Origin of the sequence: Anaerobutyricum hallii, from assembly GCF_900209925.1 — a bacterium.
Lineage (GTDB): Bacteria > Bacillota > Clostridia > Lachnospirales > Lachnospiraceae > Anaerobutyricum > Anaerobutyricum soehngenii.
Genome location: NZ_LT907978.1, coordinates 2,268,499 through 2,290,500, shown reverse-complemented (window position 1 = coordinate 2,290,500; position 22,002 = coordinate 2,268,499). Strand labels below are relative to the sequence as shown.

Here is a 22,002-nt window from a genome sequence, read left to right as displayed (position 1 = left end):
GGTGAGCAAATGAAGTATACGCAGGTACCTCCTGACCTTTTCAAAAAAATACAGATTAACGCCGGTATTATTGTATCAGCTTTTGAGCCGGAAATGGGTGCCATAACAGCAGCTAACATCCTCATGGCAACCAGCGGCGGTTGTAGCTTTAGCGCGGAGCCATCCTTTACGGATTTCGGGGAAGACATTGATAATGTGCCTAAAAACACGATGGAACTCAAGGAAATCGAATCTATCGAAGTAAAATTATCAGGCACAGCCGTTACAATGGATACCGCACAGGCTAAAAGTTTTATGGCGGCGGCAGACGTAGCGGGAAACAAAGTAACACCAAGGGCAGATTTAAAGGCAGAAGATTTTAAGGATATTTGGTGGATCGGCGACTATTCGGACGAAAATTCCGGGGATTCCGCCGGATTTATCGCAATCAAAATTATGAATGCACTCTCAACGGGCGGATTTAAGATTAAATCAGATGATAAATCCAAAGGAAATTTTGATTTCGAATACACAGGACATTACAGCATTAAGAACGCAGAGACAGTACCTTACGAGGTTTATATCAAAACAGGCGAAGCGGCGTAGGAGGTAAAGCATGAAATTATCAGAATTAACAGCAGAACAGGGTTTAGAAGCCATTGCGAACTCCCTCGAACATATCGGTAACATTGCAGACGATGATGATGCGCTCAGCCTGTGCCAGAAGCTTGTACCACAGGAAGGGGAGAAATATATCAAAGTCTTTGCTAGGGGTGCTAAAACAGCTCCTAGGCTGTTAAAAACACACAAAGATGATGTAATTGGAATCTTAGCAGCGTTTGAATTGCAGAGTGTTGAGGAATACAAGAAAAAGCATAAATTAATGGACATTATCAAAGGCATGGTTGACCTCATCAATGAGCCGGAGGTACGTCAGCTTTTTTTCTCAGCGCCAACAAGCGCAGCAGAAGAACCCTCTGGCGATGCGCAGGAGAATACAGAGGAAGAAGCGTAAAGGGCTTTCTGCTGTATGTCAAAGCCAAGATTTTAGACGACACAGAAGAATTAATTTACAAACGATATATGGCTGACGGGCTGAAATATGTAACCGAAAGTATTTCGCAGGCGTTTGGCGGGGAATATCTCTATGCATCGTTTATTGATTTAATTAATAACAACAAAAAACAAACAGTAACAAAGACTGGTGAAGAAATAGCCGCGGACGTCATTAAAAGAGCCGGATTGGTGGTGATGGATAGTTGAATGTAATGGAGTTGTTTGTCACTCTGGCAATCAAAGACACCGCATATAAGCAGGGGCTGAAAGACGCAGAAGGTAACGCCAGCTCGTCCACATCAAAAATTGGCGGGGCATTTAAAGCGGTCGGGAAAGTAGCTAAAACAGCTATGGTGGCCGGCTCTGCTGCCGCCGTTGCATTTACAAAAACATCAATAGATGCCGGAATTAATTTTGATACTGCAATGTCTCAGGTAGCAGCTACCATGGGAACAACCGTAGACAAAATAGGAAACGTCAAAGCCAAGGCCGAGGAAATGGGGCGCACAACAAAGTACACCGCAACGGAAGCGGCCGAAGGAATGAATATCCTTGCTCAGGCTGGCTTGTCGGCGGATGAGCAGATTAGCGGCATCGGGACAGTACTTAATCTTGCCTCTGCTGGTGCTATGAGTCTGGAAGAATCGGCATCGTATACCGCAGGTGCGGTAAAAGGCTTTGGTGACTCGATGAGTAACGCATCTTACTATGCCGATTTGATGGCAAAGGGTGCTACTCTTGCTAATACGGACGTAAGAGGCCTTGGAGAGGCTTTTTCCGGTTCTGCTGCCACAGCGAAAAACTACGGTCAAGCGGCGGACAGTGTCACGCTTTCCTTACTTCGCTTGGCAGAGCAGAACGTGACAGGCTCCGAGGCATCTACGGCATTAAATAGGGCAATGGCGGACTTATATACTCCGACTGATGATGCATCAAAAGCTTTAGATCAGTTAGGTGTATCCGCCTATAAGTCAAACGGCGAGGCAAAAGATTTTAACGACCTCGTAGACGAGCTTAATGGCTCTTTGCAGGGTATGACAGCGGAACAAAAAAACAATGCTCTTGCAACGATTTTTACAACGCAAGGATTACAGGCGTTTAATAAAATGACCGCATCGAGTGATGCGACTGTGCAAAAATTTTGGAAAGGAATACAGGATTCTTCCGGCTCCGCAGCACAACAGGCGGCTACGCAGTTAGATAATTTGCAGGGCGACATAACCTTGCTATCTAGCGCCACAGAAGGCCTGCAACTTGCTTTTTATAATACCTTTTCGGGTACTATCCGTGGTGCCATCAAAGGTATAACAAGCGAGGTTAGTGGATTAGCTGAGGCGATGGAATCTGGCGGCATAAGCGGCGCCCTTTCCAAACTGGCGCAAGATGCGATTAATTTTAGCGGCCAGTTGCCGGGGCTGACAAAAATCGGCGGCGACCTCATAAACGGTTTAATTTCAAGCGTTACTCAAAATTCTGGCAGTATTACAACTGCTGTCAGCCAACTGTTAAATAATCTTGCCTCTACGATTTCCACAGGGCTAAATGTATTTACATCGGTCGGAGTTAATTTGCTGACGACTATCGCTAACGGCATGACTCAGGGCATCCCGACCTTTTTGGGGCAGGCGTTGCCGATGCTGACACAATTTACAGAGTCATTGAGGAGCAACGCAGGCAAATTGATAAATGCAGGCCTGACACTTATCCAGAATATTGCTCAAGGGCTGATTAATTCTATTCCTGTATTGATTGCATATGTACCTACAATCATAACGAATTTGGCTGGCATTATTAACGATAATGCGCCAAAAATCCTTGCAACAGGAGTAACAATCATAACAAATTTAGCGATTGGCTTAGTTCGTGCGATTCCGTTATTAATTGCTAATTTGCCTAAAATTATCACAGCCATTGTGAGCATATTTACAGCGTTTAACTGGTTTTCGCTTGGTAAAAACATTGTTACCGGCATAATAAAAGGGGTCAAAAATCTCCCATCACTCTTAAAAACTGCCGCCAAAAATGCTGTAAACGGATTTAAAGGGGCATTTAGGGGCAACGGCATTTTATCGGCTGTAAAAGGAGCATTTACTAAGATACCATCAGCTGTTAAAAGTATCTTTACTAAGGCGGTATCCTTGGTAAAAAGTTTCCCTGGACGGTTCAAGAGTGCTTTAAAATTTAGCTGGTCTCTACCACACCTAAACCTACCACATTTAAGTGTTTCTGGCGGAAAGGCTCCGTTCGGTATTGGCGGAAAGGGCTCCCTGCCATCATTCCACATTAGCTGGTATAAAAAAGCCATGGAAAGCCCATATGTATTTTCTGATGCCACCTTGTTTGGAGCAGGAGAAGCAGGAGATGAGATGCTGTACGGTCGTAGCAGATTAATGAGCGATATCAAAGAGGCGACACGGGGAACAAAAAACGATGTAACTATTAACGTAACCGTAAACGGTGCAGATAACCCAGAAGAATGGGGAAGAAGAATGGCAAGTGAGCTTAGAAGGCAGGTGAAAATGGCATAATGGCAAAGAAAAATAAAAAATCTGCTGCTCCCAGCGGTCTGTCTATATCTAGAGACAATCTGAAATTTACAATATCTTGGAAGATACCGGTGAAAAAATATGAGGATGGGCAGTGGCTATGGTATCGTCTACATACAAAAAACGCTGGTGCCTCCAAATGGGATTGGACAAAATGGAAAGAAATAAATGTGGGGAAATCAGCAACTAAAAAAACAGTCGCGCTTGATGCAAAAAATTATTATCCTGCCTCATCAAAATTATTAAATGCGATAGAGTTTAAGGTAAAGGGCAAAACAAAAAGTGATAAAAAGCATACCTATACAGCCGCGCATTCCACAAAGACATTTACCATATATGCACCAAATACCCCTTCTGTTTCTTATTCCCTTGATGATACCGGCGCAAATAAAGGCACGTTTACCTGGAGTACCTCATACGAGGCGAATGATGCAAGGCATTTTGCAAGAACACAGGTACAGACCGCATTAATGACAAACTATAAGGGTGCCATTGCAAACGCTCGCTTTGCCAATGCATCCTATACAGGAGCATCTGGAACATGGGCGATAACGGAGGATGGTTCCCCGACACAGAGTATGACATTTTGCCGTATTGTAAGGGTAAAATCAAGGGGGTGCGCCGGAGATTCCGGTTGGGGCTATGCATACCATTATTACAGCATCCCGGAGCGCCCAAACATACAGAGCACAGGGAGCAAAGAGATAGGCTCATCTAGCCGCTATGTATGGGCAAACTGGGTGCAGGCATCGCCGCAGGACCGCCCTGTGGATTCCATGGAGTTACAATACGCTATAGACACGCCGGAAAGCGGAGAGAGATATACTGGCACATCGTGGAGCACAGGAGTAACTGTTGCGTACCATGATTATACGGTGTCAGCAGATTTCAACACGGACGACGGCATAGCGGAAGACCAGATTATGTGGACAAGGGTGCAAAGTACGCACGATAAAAAATATGCATATTCTGAGCCACGAGTAGCGGCACGAGGGGCTTTGAAATCCCCGTCATTTGATACGGTATCAGCGACAGGAACAACACTGACAATTAACAGCATTGAGCGCAACACGGAAGTACCTGACGCTAAAACAGCCGTCTGGATGAAAATAGACAATGAAGAAAAAGGTATTATTGCAATCACCGACAAAGAGGGGACGATCACGGTTACGTGTCCGGATGTTTCCAGCGGCACTGAATACCAGATTGCCCTCAAGAATTTTACCGGAACTTCTACACCTCAAAACGGAGCATCTGGCATCATCTACAAACTTGGCCCCCTCATGCAGTCAGGGTGGGTTTACTCAGAGACACGAAAAATCGCAGTCCCACCGAAAAATATAACTGCAATGGCGGTAGCATCTGATACCGTAGAATTAACATGGGATTGGTCGTGGAAAAATGCGGATGCAGCTACCATTGCGTGGGCGGACCATGAGGACGCATGGATTAGTACGGATGCCCCAACTACTTATGATGTAGAGGACAGGGAAACTACGTGGCATATCGGCTCTCTGGAATCGGCAAAAACATATTATTTCCGCGTAAGATTGCGTGATACGTCCGGAGACGAGGAAGTGTTGTCTCCTTGGTCTGATACGGTTTCCGTATCGCTGAGCGAGACACCAACGACTCCTACGCTTGCAACGACAGAAAATTATCTTGCTTTGGACGATACAGTTATTTGCAGTGTTGGCTACACCGGAAACAGCAAAGCGAGCATAAAAATAGCGGAAGCGATTAACGATGAACCGGTTAAAGGAAATGATGGAAATGTTGTTGTTTTGATGATGTCCTCCGGCATGGAGACATTGTCAGAAACGATTGAAAATATTAATAAAATCTATACTGCAAACGGTCTTTTAAGCGATCTATGGAACGTAGGGGAAATCCATTATTTAAAAGCAATGGTTACGGCACAAGGAGGCAAGGAAGGGGCATGGTCAGATTCTGTGGCTGTTGAAATCGTTGCAAAACCTACAATAGACAGCGTTGCAACGAATCTCGTCTCAGAAGCAACGTCATATAATTCTGACGATGTTACCACGGAGGCAACCGACCAGACAGTACCGGAATCATCGGAAGGCACAACAAATTATTTAGAACAGCTACCACTAACAATATCCCCTTCATTCGGGGATTCTTCCGGCACAGCAAAAGTAATGATTGTCAGAGACGAGGATTATTATATTCTGCGCCCGGACGGATTAAAGGAACAGCATTTTTCCGGCGAAATTATTGCCAGTTTTACCGGTAGTGAAACAGATAACTACAGTATTGCCTTGGGTGACCTGATCGGGCAGATGGATGACGGTGCAAGGTACAGCATACAGATTGCATTTACAGATATTTATGACCATGTGGCAGAAAAAAAGATACCGTTTGTTGTACGGTGGAAACACCAGCCGGAAGTACCAACGGCCACTGTAAGCACAAGCGAAGACAACAAAACAGCGAGCGTTGTTGTTGCTAAACCAACTACATATGCTGATGGGGATACATTTGACCTGTACCGGATGAGTGTAGACAGAGCGGAATTGATTCTGGAAAATGGAGTTTATGGACAGAAATATGTTGACCCATACCCAGCGTTAAATGAGTACGGCGGCATACTGGTTGTAAATAAAACCGCCAACGGTGACTATATAACGTCAGATAGTTCGTTTGCGTGGTTATATAGCGATTTTTCCATCGAATATAAAAAGGCAATCATTGATTTTGACGGAGAATCTATCGAAATTCAATATAACATTGATTGCGACAATTCATGGGATAAAGATTTTGAAAGGACAGTATATCTTGGGGGCTCTGTACAAGGCGACTGGAACCCTGCAGTCACTCGCGATTTAAAAATTGATGCAGTAAGTATATCACTAACGGAACCAACAATGATTGAGCAAATGAGGCGGCTCGCAACGTATCCCGGAATATGCCACGTTAGAACACCGGACGGCTCGTCTTTTTCCTGCGATATACAGGTATCGGAGAAAAAAGACCACGATAACAAAATGCGGACAGATTTTTCTCTAACGATCAAAAAAGTGGATTCGGAAGAACTGGACGCTGTGACGGAAGAGCAGTGGAGCGCAGAACATCCTAACGAGGTGACGTGATGGATTGGAGTAAAGGATTTTCAACAAGATATATTTTGACAACAGTTGACCCCAAGACGTGGACAGACCAGAAAGAATTTGAATTTACTGAGGGCAGTATTGACCGGGACAGCACGTCAGATTTAAGGGAATCTGCCTCTGTCACAATGACAGAAAAGATAACAGACAATGAGTGTTGGGTTCGCATTTACCTGCAAGCCAGACAAGGAGGGTCAGGGGCAAAAGTAGCACTGTTTACCGGCCTGACCGCCTTCCCGGAAAGAAAACTTGATGGCGTGAGGGAAACCTATAATATTGACTGTTATTCCGTTCTCAAGCCGGCAGATGATGTGATCCTGCCGCGTGGTTATTATGCACCAGCCGGTAGCGGAGCAAAACAGATTAAAAATCTGCTTAATGATTGTATCCCTGCCCCCGTGTATGTCGAGGGAACATCGCCGATAACTACAGATAATATCGTTGCGGAGGATGGGGAAACAAGGCTCACAATGGCACTGCATATTTTAGATGCTATTGGTTGGCGGATGCGAATACTTGGCGATGGAAGTATTGTTATCTGCGCAAATGATAATAATGGCAGTCTTACAGTAGGAATTAACACAAACGACATCGTGGAGTGCGATGTAACAGACACATTTAATTGGTATGACACGCCAAACTGTTTTATGGCAATACATGACGATTACGGCGCAGCCATCGCAAGGGACGACAGTCCGGATAGTTATTTATCGACCGTCAGCCGCGGAAGAGAGGTGTGGAAATCGGAAACAGGCGTTGAATTATCCTCTGGGGAAAACATAGCAGCATACGCTGTTAGAAAGCTAAAGGAATTGCAGAATCCTGCCAGAACGATACAGTATAGCCGGCGGTTTTTTGAGGATGTACTTCTGGGCGATGTGGTCTTTTTAAACTATCCACGGCATAACCTTACCGGAAAATTTAGAATAATATCGCAATCACTGTCTCTGGAACATGGTTGCCGCACGAAGGAAGAGGTGGAAAGCATTGAATGAATTTGTAAAAGAGATTGCTTCAGCAATGAAAGAAAGTAAAACAAAGCCATACGACACAGTTGCCGAGGTTCTTCGCGTTGATGAAAAAACAGCATATGTCCACATTGACGGTGGAGCAGACGAAACCCCCGCACAGATGGCTATTAATTGTAAAGCAGGGGATAGCGTAAAAATACGTGTTTCTGGTGGAAGAGCATGGCTCACTGGAAATCTCACATCTCCACCAACAGATGATACAGCCGCAGAAAAAGTAAAACAATCGCATGAAAGATTTAAAAAAGGAACCGTTAAAAATTTTGGGTTACAGAATGGAAAAATTATTAATGCAGCTAAAACTGCAACAAATTTTATTGATTATATAGATGGTGTTGGACTGATAGTTGGCGACATGAGAGGGAACACCCTTAAACAAAATACATTATTAGACAGTAACGGGATGGCGGTGCGAAACGGTAGCAACGAAATTGTACGGTTTGGTACAGCACCTATCGTGATCACTAACACGGACGGCGATAAAACTTATGAGGGCTCCGGCTCCGTGATGCAATCCGACCGCAACATTGTTGTTTCCACCCAGCAGACAAACCCAGACGACATCCATGGCGGCGGCAAGGCGGCTCTGGAATTGTATTACGATAAAACCAAGGACACCACAGGACTTTCGTTAACCGTTAAAGAGGGCTCGACGTATAGCGATCTGTATGAGTCTATGGGAACTGGAATACATGTCGATAACAACCACATACAAATTGTATCTAATGACGTAGAGTGCATCTTAGGTAAAAATAACATCCTGTGGGATGCTAACACTATAGGATATTGGATGCTTGCAGAGCATAAATTTACACTAAATGAGCCAATATCAATGCAACCGACCGGTGCCGTATTTGTCTGGAGCCACTATAGTAATGAAGCTTGTGATAATTGGTGGTGGACAACGTTTTTTGTACCTAAACAGCACGTTGCCTGGCGACCTGGAGATGGTATGTTAATGAGCAATCCATATTACGGATTAAATAAATACCTATATATCGGTGATACATTTATACAGGGTACTGACGGTAATAAATCTAATAACGCACAAAACGGAATAGCCGTTAACAATCAAGGGTTTGTACTAAGATATGTGTTAGGAGTGTAATTATGGAAGAATATTATATTGGATACGTGTTTGATGGTTTATACCCACCAAAAGCTGCACAGTGGTGCAATGAAAATGGTACGTGTCATATCGAGGCAAATGAGGAAGGAAAGTATGAAATCGTTGAGAACATTGACCGAGAAGAACCGGAACACCTATTTAACGATAACACGCCGTCCATACCAGAACTAAACAAAAAAATAGAAGAGCTCACAAAACAAAATGAGATGCTCACAGATTGCGTGCTAGAGCTGTCTGATAGATTTATACATAAGGAGGTGGAAGTATGATAGCTAGCGGGACAATAATTATTGACGGGCAGACATACCGCAAAGGAGATGTTATACACGATTTAGGTGGATGGGATTGCATAGATACGGACGGAAGTAAGCGATATTATTGGGGAAAGTCTTCTGAAGTAGATAAATTGCCTCATTATGTTGCAAGCGGTTCGACGGCGTTATGTGTAGACACAGGGGAATTATATGGCTTTTATGCCCCTGATAGCAAGTGGTTTTTACTTTAGGGAGGTGTAGAGCATGAGAAAAAGCGGTTTAACGGGAGATGAGGCGTATGCACTCTCGAAACGTAGGGGAACATCAGGAGACCTTGGCCCACTAAAGAAAGAACTTAGTTTGCTAAAGGAAGATTTATCCAACAAAATTACAAAGTTCTATGCCTCAAATCAAGGCGAAACCCATCTTACCGATTCTGATAATGGCAAAATCATGGATATGATGCTGTATGGAAAGAGCGAGCAGAAAAGTACCATGGGGAAGAATTTACTGAAATTATCCGAACCCAATGTACACGAAGGTACAAATATAAATGGTCTTTTGTCCACAATGAATGCGGATGGAAGTATATCTGTGACGGGTACTTCAACATCTACATGGTCAAATATTACAAAAACAAATAATGAATGCCATACTGATAATGCAACGTATACTTTTTCAGTTGACAAAAACTCAGATGTTGTGATTGGTTTAAAATTAGGGCGAACTAAATTGGACGATGCTAATTATCAAATACATAGAATTATGCAAAATCAATTAAGTTGCACATTTGAGACAGGCGCAAGTAATGAATACTGTAGTTTATTTTTAGAGGGATTAACAGTAGGAAAATCGTATAATTTCACGATTTATCCTATGCTCGAACTCGGCACCGAAGCCACCGCCTACGAACCATACACCGGAGGTCAACCATCGCCCTCTCCTGACTATCCGCAGGAGATTAAGAGCGTTGTGAATCCGACTGTGAAGGTTTGTGGGAAGAATTTGCTAAATGCGACATTACAGACTATTACGCTGAATGGGGTGACCTGTATAAACAATGGCGATGGGACTTATACTTTGAACGGAGCGTCAACAGTCGATACGGATTTTTATATTTTTGGGGCTTACAATACTGTAAATAAGGTTTCCCTGGATAGCCAAAAAACATACGTTGTCAAAAAAAGTGGGAATAGCAAAATTCAGTTTCATGTAGGGAGTCCAGATATATATACGACAATAGTCAGTCTCGAAGACGGACAGATTAAAAACCAAACAACAATATCTTTCTTTATATGCAGAATATTAAGTGGAGCCATATTAAATAATTTTACGATATACCCACAAGTTGAAGAAGGATCTGCTTCTACAGATTTCCAACCCTACCACGAACAGGCCATCACTCTCCCATACACATTGAACGCTATCCCTGTAAGTTCAGACGGTAACATCACCATTAATGGACAACAGTATGTTGCGGATTATGTGGATGTGGAACGGGAAAAATTGGTGAGGATGATAATTCAAAAGAAGTTAAAGGAATTAGACTGGACCAATGTAACAGTATATCAAACTAGATTGAATGAAAGCAATGGATACGTGTCATTTCGGTCTAAAAATATTGTTGGATACTTGAATGAAAAACAAGCTATTTTGTGTAAAAATTATATTTTTGTAAAAAATGGGTGGGATGTAGCAAAAACACTCATATCTTACGTAGATGGTTTAATAATCAATGATATCTATTCAAATTTTGGTTTAGAAAATTGGTCTAAAGACGCACATATAAGTTCAGACATTTTCGGAGATACTACATTTTTTGCGGAGCTTGCCACACCTCAAGAAATAGACTTAACATCAGACCAGATACAAGCTTTTAAATCCCTCGCCACAAATTATCCAGTAACAAATATAGAAGTATCTTCTGACCAGTTAGACGGACTGACAGTATTCAATTATCCAATAAGCATGGCTAATGGATGGAACTATGTAAAACAGCAGTTAAACGACAATCGTGATTATATCTATGATATGGACACAAAAACGCAGGACATCGACACACAGGCGGCAGAAGCCTATGTTAACAGCGAATACGCAGTAGTACTTACAGAATTGGAGGTATGATTATGTTATACAGAACATTACTGAAACTTAAAGAGAGAAACGGTCTAACAGACGATTTAAAGAATAAGATTGATATTTTCTTCGCAACGGGCAGGATTACAGAGGAACAGTACAATGAGCTGATGGATATTAATAAGGAAGAAGAACCGAAAACGGAAACTAATTAACTAAAGGAAGCTTTAATTAATTTATAAAAACAAAAGAAAAATAATTTTTAAGGAGGAATGGAGATGGTAGATATTATGTTACCCTTAATAACTTGTATTTTTGTAGTTTTTGATTTGGCTAGTGGCGGAGTATCCGCCTGTGCCAACCACGAGTGGAAATCCTCAGAAATGAGGAAAGGATTGTATCATAAATTTGGCTCCATTATGCTCGTGGTGCTTGCGTATCTTATCGACTATGCGCAGAGATATGTAGACTTAGGCTTTCAGGTGCCTATTGCCGCAGGAGTTTGTGTATACATTATTTTGATGGAGCTTGGCTCTATTGTGGAGAACATCGGTAAAATTAACCCTGATTTGCTCCCAGAAAAGGTTAGATCGATTCTGGGACTGGATAAAACGAAATAAATTTACGTAATTTTTGCGTGTTTGAGGTGATACAGTGAACAGAAGTTTGATTAAAAAACTCTGGAAATTAGGCGATAAACAATTTATTGATTACGCTTTGTCGTGTGCCCGCTTAACCTTGCGGGAGCGCGAAACTGTACAGTACTTGCTTTTTGACGGATTAACGCAGGAGCAAGCCGCCGAGAAAATGGATATAAGCACGAGAGGATTACAGGGGCTGTGGAGTTGTTCCGTAGAAAAGATTTTGTTAGTTCCTGGCACAATTCCGTACATAAATAGCCTTTAAGAAACTAAAGATAACTAAAAATCATGCGAGAAATAAGCGCGTTACCTTCGTGGTGACACGCTTATTTTTTTGCGATAATAAAACTATAAGGAGGGCAAAAAAATGTATCAATATTGGAATCCTAACCCCGCAGCGGCAAAAGTGGGAGATTGTACTGTACGTGCTATCTCAAAGGCTATGGGTCAGACATGGGAAGAAACATACATACAGCTTGCATTGTACGGATTGATACTGTCAGATATGCCCTCGGCTAATGCAGTGTGGGGCGCATACCTCAAAGATAATGGATTTAGCCGTTATATAATCCCAGACGAATACATGACCTGTACCGTCTCAGAATTTGCAAACAACCACCCAGAAGGGGTTTATATTTTAGCACTGTCAGGGCACGTTATAGCGGTAATTGACGGCAATTACTACGATACGTGGGACAGTGGAGCAATGACACCTATCTACTATTGGAGGGAAGGAGGAAAATAAATGTTCGGTTATCCACAATATCCACAACAGTATCCACAGTATCCGCAATATCCACAACCGGATTATCTTGACCAACTAAATCGACTAAAACAACAGCAGACACCGCCCCAACAAATGCAACAACAATCCAATCCCGATGAGCGGATTTGGGTGCAAGGACAGGGCGCGGCGGAGGCGTATTTAGTAGCGCCAAACTCTTTTGTTCGCCTGTGGGACAGTCAGGCGCCAGTTTTTTACGAAAAAAGAGCAGACCAGACAGGCAGGCCGTTTTTAGAGGTGTTTGAATACAAGCGCAAAGGCGCAGATTCGCCCACAGTGGAGCTTTCACAGTCTAGCCAACTAATCAATTATGAGGAACGCTTAAACGCCTTAGAAAGGCAAATGGAGACGCTAAGAAGGAGGGTATTAAATGAATCTCAATCCAATGCAGATGATACAGCAGTTTCAACAGTTCAGACAGCAGTTTCAGGGGGACCCGAAGCAGGAAGTGCAAAACCTGCTAAATAGCGGGCAAATGAGCCAGCAACAGTATAACCAGTTGCAGGGTATGGCAACACAGTTCCAAAACCTTTTAAAAGGTTTTAAATAAATAAAAAGGAGTGATTTCATGGGATTAACAACAGACGGAATGAGTCCGGCGGATTTAGCGGCGGTCACAGGCAACAATAATGGCGCATCTGGCGAGGACAACGGTGCTTGGTGGATTATCATTCTTTTCCTTTTCATCTTCTGTGGATGGGGAAACGGAAATGGATGGAATAACGGCGGCGGAGGCGCGGTAGATAACTATGTATTAGCTTCCGACTTTGCAACCTTACAGCGCCAGATTGATAGCGGAATTTCCTCCCTTGAGCGCAAGGGTGATGCTATCAACAGCGGTATTTGTGACGGATTTTATGCAATGAACACCTCTCTACTCAACGGATTTGCAGGAACAAATAGTACAATTCAGCAGAACGGCTATGATACACGGAATGCAATCCAGCAGGGGCAGATTGCAGATATGCAAAGTTTCAACGCTTTGCAGGCACAGTTAGCGCAGTGCTGCTGTGATAACAAACAGGCTATCGCAGGCGTTAACTACAACATGGCGATGAATACCAATGCAATCCAGCAGGAAGTTACAAACGGCTTCTGCCAGACAAATTTTAACAACGCAAACAACACAAGGGATATTATCGACAACCAGAACAACAACGCTAGAGCTATTCTCGATGCCCTCACAGCGCAGAGAATCGAAGCTAAGGACGCTAAGATTGCCGAGCAGAATCAGCAGTTATTTGCGGCACAGTTAGCGGCTTCTCAGGCATCACAGAACGAAACCTTAAAGGCGTATATGCAGGGACAGTTTACTTACTACAACCCTAGACCAGTGCCAGCTTTTCCGGTTTCCGCACCATATCAGTACGGTAATTGCGGATGCAATACTGGTTGCGGATGCTAAAATTTTTATAATTAGCAACTTCCTGCGTTGACGGGATTGTTCGGCTTGTGCCGATGATGCTTATAGCGGCGGGGCAATCGTTCCGCCGTTTATTATTAAAAAAAGGAGTGATAACGTGGCAGAATTTACTAATAGCAATATCGTAACCGTAGCAGCGGGGCAGAATTTACCGCTCACAGAGACAGCCGTAAAGTGCGGTAGCTGTATTGCACACCGGGAGGGAGCAGGAATTGTGACCCTTAGAGGCCTTACAAACCAGTGCAGGGCGCGCTATAAGGTCAGCTTTGGGGCTAATATCGCCATACCTGCCGGTGGAACTGTGGCACCTATTTCTATTGCCCTGGCAATCGCCGGAGAACCATTAAATAGTGCGACAGCAATCGTAACACCTGCGGCGGCAGACGAATATTTTAATGTATTTACGGCGGCATTTATTGACGTTCCGCGCGGGTGTTGCATAACGATCGCAGTCGAAAATACATCTACGCAGGCAATTAATATAGCCAATAGCAATTTAATCGCCGAGAGAGTAGCGTAAAGGAGGGCGAAAAATGGAATCATTACACAAATTAAAAAAGATGATGTGCAGAGAGCTGGACGAGATTTCGAACAAAGGCGATATGAGCGCCGGGGATTTAGAAGCAGTCCACAAACTGACAGACACAATTAAAAATATTGACAAAATCATGTATCTGGAAGGTGGCAACGAATACAGCCGTGGCGGCGACTGGAACACGTCAGGAAGATACAGTCGCGGGCGTTATCCTGACATGGATTACGACGACTATAGCAACGCTCGTAGAGGTCAGCACTATGTGAGGGGGCATTACTCTTACAACGATGCAAAAATGCAGGTAAAAGAAACTATCAAAGACATGATGCACGACAGTAATCTGTCTAGTACAGATCAGGCAGCACTAGGCAGAGCATTAGCAGAATTAGACCGATAAGAGAAAGGAGTGCCGCAATGATTAATATGGACGAAATTAATGCCGAAATTGCGGCATTAGAGGCAGGAAAAACAACCTACGCCACTTGCGAACGGCTTTCGATTTTATACAATGTACGCAATAATTTAATGAGCAATCAACAACCGAACCAACTATCTTCTAACACATCATACTACTCTTACAGTTCCGAGCCGGATTCTGAATTTAAAGAAATCGCCCGAAACGCAGACTTTGAGCACTTATTACGCGTGCTTGACGAACACATGAAAGCCATCGAAGCAATGTATCCGCGAGAATATCGGTCAGTTTTGCGAAAAATAAAAGAGGGCGCTTGAAACGTCCTCTTTCTTCTTGTATAATATAATTACTTCTCCTTTATTTCTATCATATTTTGTTATACGGTAACTGACCTTAACCTGGTGGATCAGGCAATCCATTACGAGAGCGATTGCAGATCAGGCGAGGACGATTCGGATTCCGGTGCATATGGTAGAGACAATGAATCGGGTTAATCGAACGAGCAGGAGGCTTTTACAGGAATACGGAAGAGAACCCACCCCAGAAGAAATCGCGGTTACGATGAATCTTCCGGTGGAGCGGATACTTGAAGTTTCTAAGATTTCACAGGAACCAGTTTCTTTAGAAACACCAATTGGAGAGGAAGAAGACAGTCACCTTGGAGACTTTATTCAGGATGAACATGTGCCTGTTCCGTCAGAAGAAGCAGCCCACACATTACTTCGTGAACAGCTTGAAGAAGTTATGGATACCTTGTCTGATCGGGAGCAAAAGGTTTTAGCACTTCGTTTTGGATTAGAAGACGGAAAGCCACACACCCTGGAAGAAGTGGGAAGAGACTTTCAAGTGACAAGAGAACGTATTCGCCAGATTGAGGCGAAGGCCCTGCGCAAGCTGCGTCATCCAACGAGAAGTAGAAAGCTTAGAGATTTTTTGGGAGAATAGAATAAAGAAATAGAGAATAAAGGACAGGTATATTTATATGGATTTTAAGTCTTATAAATATACCTGCTTTTGTCATTGAAAAAAGGGATAGAGATACCGTATAATATTCAGAGAAAATAGATAAGTAATACATACGAAACAAGAAATAGGTTAAGGAATATAATTTAGGAGGCAGACAATTTAAAATGGAACTTTCAATACGATTAAAAACAGTAGCAGAAGCGGTAACACCAGGAAATCGTGTGGCAGACATAGGAACGGATCATGGTTATGTGCCGATTTATCTTGTAAAGAATAACTTGTCACCAGGTGGTATTGCCATGGATGTGAATAAAGGACCACTTGAAAAAGCCAAGGAGCATATTCGTGCAGAAAAGCTTAGCGGTAAAATAGCAACCCGTCTTGGAAATGGACTTGCTCCACTAGAGCCAGGAGAAACAGATACGGTAGTTATTGCTGGTATGGGTGGTGATTTAATATGTAAAATACTAAAAGCAAAACCAGAATTTCTGATAGAAGGAAAGGAATTGATTTTACAGCCCCAGTCAGAATGGTTTAAAGTTCGCCAGATTTTAAAAGAATATCGTTATCAGATCGAAAAGGAATGGTTCTTAAAAGAAGATGGCAAATATTATGTTATTATCAAGGCAGAACCGGGATGGACGCAGCCACAGCGAATGAAGCACAAACAGCCTTCTATTCACGAATATATGAAAGAAATAGCAGATATGCCGGAGAATCAGACCGTTGCGAAGACAGAAATGGAAGAGATTTACGAACGGTATGGCAGATACTTAATCGAAACGAAAAATCCAGTCTTAATAGAATATTTAGAGAAAGAAATTGCAAAAAAAGAACAAATAGCAGCAGACTTAAAACAATCTATAAAGAAGATGGGAAATATAGAAGAATCCGAAGAAATTTCCGGAAAAGACCGGGCAAATATTATAAAAAGACAGCGAAGATATCAGGAATTACAAAAAGAAATAGAGGATATGAGAAAGGCCATTTTTTAAAATATGCTTATCGAAGACCGTTGCAATATTTCAAAAATTATAGAAAATATTTGGATAAAGGAGAAAAAATGTTAGCAGATTACCATGTACACACAGCGTTTAGTAATGATTCTGTTTATCTGATGGAAGATGTTGTTAAAGATGCGATTTCTTTGGAAATAGAGGATATCTGTTTTACAGATCATGTAGATTATGGTCCGTATCGTGACTGGGATGACCCAAGAGGGATTGAATATCGTGCGGGAGAGGAAGACGAACCGGAATGGGTTGCGCTTACTAACGTAGAATATAAAAAATATTTTTCACTAATTGAAGAACTGAAAGAAAAATATAAGAAGCAGATTTCAATAAAAGCCGGGTTGGAGTTTGGGGTGCAGACACATACCATTCCAGAATATGAGAAGTTATTTGCAAGTTATCCATTTGATTTCATTATCTTGTCCATCCATCAGGTAGGTGATGAAGAATTTTGGACAAACGAATACCAGAGTACGCGAACACAGCAGGAATATAATGAAGGGTATTATAAAGAATTACTTTCCGTTGTACAAAACTATCACAATTACAGTGTATTAGGACATATGGATTTAATAGTCCGTTATGATGAGCAGGGACCGTATTCATTTGAAAAAGTAAAACCAATTATCACAGAAATTTTAAAAACGGTCATTGCAGATGGAAAAGGAATAGAAGTAAACACTTCCAATCACCGCTACGGAATTGCAGATATGACACCATCAAGGGATATATTAAAACTTTACCGGGAACTTGGTGGCACAATTATCACGATCGGAAGTGACAGCCATAAAAAAGAACATCTTGGTGCGTATATTGACTGGGCGAAAGAGGAACTTCGTAAACTGGGGTATACACAATTTTGCACATTTGAGAAGATGAAACCGGTATTTCATGACTTGGAGTAACGGACGAAAAATAAAAAGTATCTTATAGCATCTGTGCCAGTAGTCGCTGCACATTGAATGCTTGCATAAAGGCTCGCATTCAATCCTTGCTCCGAGGTCACATCTGCTATAAGATACTTTTTATTTTTCTGTCTACTCCAAACCAGGCAGAAGACAGGGGGAAGCTCCAGAAGATTATGACAATCAATAAGCGAGACTCTTCGGCAGATGAGAAGAAGGAGCTGTATGACAAATTATAACTTTTATACGGAACCAAAGTGAGGAAAGCGAGTAATTATACGTTGACTTTGATTATAATGGATTGCGTGAGACGATAAGAATGAGGGCAGGATAAGCTGAAGAGAGTATCCTGCCCTTTTTCTTAGCGTTATAAAATTAATCATCATAGCTTTTTGTCTGGAATTATTTTAACCTGAATTTAGGATTATTTTTTTACTATTCGTGGGTAAGGTTTCTTCTCGTCCGTTAGTTCAGCGAGATAATCCATGCTTGTTTCTAATGCCAGTGCAATTTTTCTGCATTGTTCAAACGTATAATAGCGTTTTCCATTTTCTATTTTGGAATAGTCACTTTGATCGATTCCTGTTAATAACTGCATTTTTACCTGAGTGTATCCCTTTTCTTTTCTTAATTCTTTTAAACGAGACATAAGAACTCCTTTTTTGAAGAATTATGGCATATTGACCTATTGACTTTAGGGTGAAATTGACCTATTATTAAAGAAAACTTAAGGAGGAAGTATGATTATAATATTTTTTAATTTAGGGTTAGTATTAGCATTTATATTGCTAGTTTCTATTGTTTTTATTAACGCATCTACAAAATTTGTGTTGGCTATTCTGGGAGTGACTTGTATTTTATTTTTGATTAAGAATATAATTCAGGATTTATATTTCGCATTATATAAATATAAAAATAATGCCGTTATTGTACTTATATCTTTTGTGTTTGATGTTGTTAGAATAGCTTTTTTTTATAAACTTATACATCATTTTGCTGCGGGAACTGCTAAGGCAACTGGGTTGTCTATGTTTGGTTGGATGCTGGGATATATCATTTCAATATTGGTAGGTGGAATTATTTTTTTTGCTGGGGAAGCAAACGGATTACTTTTTGGAATGGGACAGCAAGAAAAAGAATCTTCTATCCTAATTAACATATTTATGACAGGCTGTTTAGTGGCGTTTTGTCATTTTATAATATGATTATTTTTATAAGGGAGGATTTTATGAGTCAAATAACAGAAAAAGAAAGAGAATTTGTCGAAAGTAAACTTAAGATGATGTCAAGAACAATTGAGGTTTCACGTATAAAGCAATTTTGTTTGAATAAAATTGGATGTGAGATTGTCCTTGATGGACGAAAAATAGCATCAGTAGATAGCGGAAAGAAGGTGAATATAAAAGTTAATGGGTTGCCTCATAAGCTAGCTTGTCTTTGGACATTTGCCGATGGAAACCAGACATTAACGGAAAATTTTACGATACCATATGGTGTGTCATCACTTAAATACGAAACAATGAGAAAAACGGAAAAAAGTCATCTATTTACTTTGAAAGGTTTAAATATAACAACAACACCAATAGGTGTTTTGATGGAAGATATTCAGGTAAAAGAAGAAAGTGATAATGTATTCCGTCAAAAATTAAATGAAATGCTGGAAGAGTACAGAAAAAATAATTTATAATGATAAAAGATTTGATAAAGACAGCAATTATAAAGGATCTATAGTAGTAGATGCGGTTCTTTCTGGACTTTGGGTATAGTAGAGAAGAGTCAGAAAAAAGAAAAATGATATATCCCAGATGCGGCTTGGGAGCGTGTTTAAGAAGCGGATAAACATCTTAAATACAGCGGCTACAGAGTAGAAGGGATAATTTAATTTAGCGGAAAGCCATAACCTTCTGGAGAATTCCCACTCTTACCAACTGTGGATTTAGATAGTCAGAAAAAAGAAAAAATACTATATCCCAGATGCGGCTTGGGAGCGTGTTTAAGATGCGGATGAGCATCTTAAGCACAGCGACTACAGAGCAGATGGGATATAGTATTTTTTCTTTTTTCGTCTACACGAAATCTACAACTCAGCATCTGCTTCCTCGTTTCACAGAGTCTTTGCCATATTTTTTCTGAATGGAGTCGAGTGCGGCATCTAATTTTGCCATTTTTTCACGACTTTTTTGTCTGGAAGCAGTCTCGGTAAAGAGCTGAATCTGTTCGATTTTATCAGAGGTCAGCTTTCCTCCGCGAACTCCGAGAAGACGGATAGGTGTTCCGTCCCATAATTCCTGAAAAAGTTTTATACTGATTTGGTAGAAATCATCGGTAGTGTTTGTGGAATAGTCAAGGACGGTCTGGTGAGATTTTCGACGGAAGTTTTTGTCTTTTAGCTCTACTTCGATAACCTGAGCATAAATGTGATCTGCTCTAAGGCGTTTAGTAACCGTTTCGCAAAGTTCTAAAAGAACAGGTCTGGCTTCAGAAAAAGAGGTCAGATCTTTGCTTAGAGTCATAGAGTTTCCATAGCCTTTTGGCGCATCGGGAGTTTCTTTTACAGGAGAATCGTCGTGGCCGTTTGCATAGTTCCATAAAGTGATGCCTTGAGAATTTAAATGTGCCTGAAGAAAATTCGGATCACTTCCCGCAAGGTCACCGATTGTATAAATGCCAAGTTGGTTTAATTTTTTTGCGGCAGCTCTTCCTGTGAAGAAAAGAGTGCGAACGGGCAGATGCCACATTTTTTCTGCCATCTCCTGTGGAAACAGTGTGTGGATTTTATCGGGTTTTTCAAAATCAGATGCCATTTTTGCCAGAAGCTTATTGGAGGAAATGCCGATATTTACAGTAAAGCCCAGGGTGTCCCGGATTTCTGTCTGGATTTTTGCGGCTGCTTCAAGTGGGGTAGAGTAAAAGTAATGTAGTCCGCTCATGTCAAGATAAGCTTCATCGATAGAAACCTGTTCTACCACAGGGGCGTATTTTTTTAAAATAGTAATAAATGCATTAGAGTATTCACGATAGAGGGGAAAGTTTGGACGGAAGCTTTTCAAGGAAGGACATTTTGTTAATGCATCGGTAACCGGTTCTCCTGTGTGGATGCCAAAATGTTTGGCAGGAAGAGATTTGGCAAGGACAACACCTTTTCGTAGGGAAGTATCTCCGCCAATGATTGCCGGGATTGTTCGTATGTCTGTACTGGCACCATTTTTAAGCTGGTAAACGGCTTCCCAGCTTAAAAAGGCACTATTTACGTCAACATGAAAAATCAGTCTTTCTTTCATAAATAAAAATCCTTTGTAAAGAATAGTTTCGTCTATTATTCTAGATTTTTTAGGGCATCCTCTTTCCAGTCGATTGCCTGCTCTAAACGCTCAATCTTTTGGAAACAATCCTCATAAGCTTCTTCATAGTCCTCCGAGTGTAACTCCCGGTAAATCTCCCCGATTTTATAAGTGGCAGAGCGGATTTCTCGTTTATCCTGGCGAATCTGATCTTTTAATTTTAAAATTTCAACAGTTGTCTTTGCTTTGTCTACGGTAGTTTGGCCAGTAGTCATAAGATTTTGTTTTAAGGTGTCGAAAAAAGCCATAGAAGAGTCCCTCCTTTATGAAATTCAAGTCGAGCAGCCACTCACCACTTGAAAAAGGTGGGAGTCTTCTCGACTGAGATAAAAATAATAGTTTCTGAGAAATAATACAGGAAAAAATCTGTATCATAAGATAACTAGGAAAAATATTCTATTCAACAAAAGTAGACATTTTCTTTTATTAAACAAAAAAGGTCTGTCTAAACAGACAAACCTTTCTAAAATAAATAGTCGATAGGGGAATCGAACCCCTGTTTTCGCCGTGAGAGGGCGACGTCTTAGCCGCTTGACCAATCGACCATGTCGTTGCGACTTGATTAGTATATCACATACTAAAGTGAAAATCAAGTGCTTTTTTATTTTATTTTTAATAAATAGTCGATAGGGGAATCGAACCCCTGTTTTCGCCGTGAGAGGGCGACGTCTTAGCCGCTTGACCAATCGACCATATCGTTGCGACTTGACTAATATAACACAGACAAAAATAAAAATCAAGTACTTTTTTCTTGAAAAATAAAAAGAGTTATCCTATAAT

Annotated in this window: 25 protein-coding genes, 2 tRNA genes and 1 pseudogene; 23 read left to right on the top strand and 5 right to left on the bottom strand. The window is 41.4% G+C overall.

What is annotated here, in order from left to right; all coding sequences use genetic code 11:
- Nucleotides 1–9 precede the first annotated feature (9 nt).
- From EHLA_RS10485 to EHLA_RS10380, 21 genes and pseudogenes are all read left to right on the top strand, one after another.
- Nucleotides 10–585: a hypothetical protein gene (locus EHLA_RS10485; RefSeq protein WP_096240782.1), complete on the top strand. Its 576-nt coding sequence runs from the start codon at nucleotides 10–12 to the stop codon at nucleotides 583–585.
- A gap of 10 nt (nucleotides 586–595) precedes the next feature.
- The gene (locus EHLA_RS10480; protein WP_096240781.1) at nucleotides 596–994 is read left to right on the top strand and encodes a hypothetical protein; all 399 of its coding nucleotides are present in this window, start codon (nucleotides 596–598) and stop codon (nucleotides 992–994) included.
- Nucleotides 995–1,247: 253 nt separating this feature from the next.
- Entirely contained in the window at nucleotides 1,248–3,563 is a 2,316-nt protein-coding gene (locus EHLA_RS10470; protein WP_242970771.1) for a phage tail tape measure protein, read from the top strand.
- Nucleotides 3,564–3,652: 89 nt separating this feature from the next.
- Nucleotides 3,653–6,694 carry a fibronectin type III domain-containing protein gene (locus EHLA_RS10465; RefSeq protein ID WP_123864854.1) on the top strand — a complete coding sequence of 1,014 codons (3,042 nt, stop codon included), beginning with the start codon at nucleotides 3,653–3,655 and terminating at the stop codon, nucleotides 6,692–6,694.
- Nucleotides 6,694–7,707: a hypothetical protein gene (locus EHLA_RS10460; RefSeq protein ID WP_096240777.1), complete on the top strand. Its 1,014-nt coding sequence runs from the start codon at nucleotides 6,694–6,696 to the stop codon at nucleotides 7,705–7,707. Before EHLA_RS10465 ends, EHLA_RS10460 begins: the two co-directional genes overlap by 1 nt.
- On the top strand, nucleotides 7,700–8,848 hold the full coding sequence (locus EHLA_RS10455; RefSeq protein WP_096240776.1) for a hypothetical protein: 1,149 nt from the start codon (nucleotides 7,700–7,702) through the stop codon (nucleotides 8,846–8,848). Before EHLA_RS10460 ends, EHLA_RS10455 begins: the two co-directional genes overlap by 8 nt.
- A gap of 2 nt (nucleotides 8,849–8,850) precedes the next feature.
- Nucleotides 8,851–9,138, top strand: a complete 288-nt coding sequence (locus EHLA_RS10450) for a hypothetical protein (RefSeq protein WP_096240775.1) — start codon at nucleotides 8,851–8,853, stop codon at nucleotides 9,136–9,138.
- Nucleotides 9,135–9,374, top strand: a complete 240-nt coding sequence (locus EHLA_RS10445; RefSeq protein WP_096240774.1) for a hypothetical protein — start codon at nucleotides 9,135–9,137, stop codon at nucleotides 9,372–9,374. The genes EHLA_RS10450 and EHLA_RS10445 overlap by 4 nt, the downstream gene beginning before the upstream one ends.
- 13 nt (nucleotides 9,375–9,387) lie before the next feature.
- Nucleotides 9,388–11,247, top strand: a complete 1,860-nt coding sequence (locus EHLA_RS10440) for a hypothetical protein (RefSeq protein ID WP_096240773.1) — start codon at nucleotides 9,388–9,390, stop codon at nucleotides 11,245–11,247.
- 2 nt (nucleotides 11,248–11,249) lie between these two features.
- The gene (locus EHLA_RS16375) at nucleotides 11,250–11,414 is read left to right on the top strand and encodes a hypothetical protein (RefSeq protein WP_162290845.1); all 165 of its coding nucleotides are present in this window, start codon (nucleotides 11,250–11,252) and stop codon (nucleotides 11,412–11,414) included.
- Nucleotides 11,415–11,477: 63 nt separating this feature from the next.
- Nucleotides 11,478–11,819, top strand: a complete 342-nt coding sequence (locus EHLA_RS10435) for a phage holin family protein (protein WP_157908583.1) — start codon at nucleotides 11,478–11,480, stop codon at nucleotides 11,817–11,819.
- 34 nt (nucleotides 11,820–11,853) lie between these two features.
- Complete coding sequence (locus tag EHLA_RS10430; RefSeq protein ID WP_096240771.1) at nucleotides 11,854–12,105, top strand: hypothetical protein; 252 nt, start codon at nucleotides 11,854–11,856, stop codon at nucleotides 12,103–12,105.
- A 102-nt stretch (nucleotides 12,106–12,207) separates the two neighbouring features.
- Nucleotides 12,208–12,585 carry a hypothetical protein gene (locus tag EHLA_RS10425; protein ID WP_096240770.1) on the top strand — a complete coding sequence of 126 codons (378 nt, stop codon included), beginning with the start codon at nucleotides 12,208–12,210 and terminating at the stop codon, nucleotides 12,583–12,585.
- Nucleotides 12,586–13,092, top strand: coding sequence for a hypothetical protein (locus EHLA_RS16265; protein ID WP_157908582.1), 507 nt, complete (start codon nucleotides 12,586–12,588; stop codon nucleotides 13,090–13,092).
- 100 nt (nucleotides 13,093–13,192) lie between these two features.
- Complete coding sequence (locus EHLA_RS10410; protein ID WP_096240767.1) at nucleotides 13,193–14,029, top strand: hypothetical protein; 837 nt, start codon at nucleotides 13,193–13,195, stop codon at nucleotides 14,027–14,029.
- 115 nt (nucleotides 14,030–14,144) lie between these two features.
- Nucleotides 14,145–14,567 (top strand): hypothetical protein, encoded by a 423-nt coding sequence (locus EHLA_RS10405; protein WP_096240766.1) that lies wholly within the window; start codon nucleotides 14,145–14,147, stop codon nucleotides 14,565–14,567.
- 13 nt (nucleotides 14,568–14,580) lie between these two features.
- Nucleotides 14,581–14,979, top strand: a complete 399-nt coding sequence (locus EHLA_RS10400; RefSeq protein WP_096240765.1) for a hypothetical protein — start codon at nucleotides 14,581–14,583, stop codon at nucleotides 14,977–14,979.
- 17 nt (nucleotides 14,980–14,996) lie between these two features.
- Nucleotides 14,997–15,314, top strand: a complete 318-nt coding sequence (locus EHLA_RS10395) for a hypothetical protein (protein ID WP_096240764.1) — start codon at nucleotides 14,997–14,999, stop codon at nucleotides 15,312–15,314.
- A 79-nt stretch (nucleotides 15,315–15,393) separates the two neighbouring features.
- A pseudogene (locus EHLA_RS10390) lies at nucleotides 15,394–15,942 on the top strand (sigma-70 family RNA polymerase sigma factor); the annotation flags it as partial.
- Nucleotides 15,943–16,127: 185 nt separating this feature from the next.
- The gene (locus EHLA_RS10385; protein WP_096240763.1) at nucleotides 16,128–16,958 is read left to right on the top strand and encodes a tRNA (adenine(22)-N(1))-methyltransferase; all 831 of its coding nucleotides are present in this window, start codon (nucleotides 16,128–16,130) and stop codon (nucleotides 16,956–16,958) included.
- A gap of 68 nt (nucleotides 16,959–17,026) precedes the next feature.
- Nucleotides 17,027–17,881, top strand: coding sequence for a histidinol-phosphatase HisJ family protein (locus EHLA_RS10380; protein ID WP_096240762.1), 855 nt, complete (start codon nucleotides 17,027–17,029; stop codon nucleotides 17,879–17,881).
- A 424-nt stretch (nucleotides 17,882–18,305) separates the two neighbouring features.
- Here the strand turns inward: EHLA_RS10380 and EHLA_RS10375 are convergent, their stop codons facing one another.
- Complete coding sequence (locus EHLA_RS10375; RefSeq protein WP_096240761.1) at nucleotides 18,306–18,530, bottom strand: helix-turn-helix domain-containing protein; 225 nt, start codon at nucleotides 18,528–18,530, stop codon at nucleotides 18,306–18,308.
- A gap of 91 nt (nucleotides 18,531–18,621) precedes the next feature.
- Between EHLA_RS10375 and EHLA_RS10370 the strand changes: the two genes are divergently transcribed.
- Together EHLA_RS10370 and EHLA_RS10365 are read left to right on the top strand one after the other, a co-directional pair.
- Complete coding sequence (locus EHLA_RS10370) at nucleotides 18,622–19,086, top strand: hypothetical protein (RefSeq protein ID WP_096240760.1); 465 nt, start codon at nucleotides 18,622–18,624, stop codon at nucleotides 19,084–19,086.
- Between the two features lie 23 nt (nucleotides 19,087–19,109).
- Nucleotides 19,110–19,568 carry a hypothetical protein gene (locus EHLA_RS10365; protein ID WP_096240759.1) on the top strand — a complete coding sequence of 153 codons (459 nt, stop codon included), beginning with the start codon at nucleotides 19,110–19,112 and terminating at the stop codon, nucleotides 19,566–19,568.
- Nucleotides 19,569–19,965: 397 nt separating this feature from the next.
- Here the strand turns inward: EHLA_RS10365 and EHLA_RS10360 are convergent, their stop codons facing one another.
- From EHLA_RS10360 to EHLA_RS10345, 4 genes are all read right to left on the bottom strand, one after another.
- Nucleotides 19,966–21,162 carry a DNA polymerase Y family protein gene (locus tag EHLA_RS10360; protein ID WP_096240758.1) on the bottom strand — a complete coding sequence of 399 codons (1,197 nt, stop codon included), beginning with the start codon at nucleotides 21,160–21,162 and terminating at the stop codon, nucleotides 19,966–19,968.
- A 35-nt stretch (nucleotides 21,163–21,197) separates the two neighbouring features.
- Nucleotides 21,198–21,470, bottom strand: coding sequence for a hypothetical protein (locus tag EHLA_RS10355; RefSeq protein WP_096240757.1), 273 nt, complete (start codon nucleotides 21,468–21,470; stop codon nucleotides 21,198–21,200).
- A 225-nt stretch (nucleotides 21,471–21,695) separates the two neighbouring features.
- Nucleotides 21,696–21,767: transfer RNA gene (locus tag EHLA_RS10350), tRNA-Glu, on the bottom strand.
- A gap of 75 nt (nucleotides 21,768–21,842) precedes the next feature.
- Nucleotides 21,843–21,914: transfer RNA gene (locus EHLA_RS10345), tRNA-Glu, on the bottom strand.
- Nucleotides 21,915–22,002: the final 88 nt, after the last annotated feature.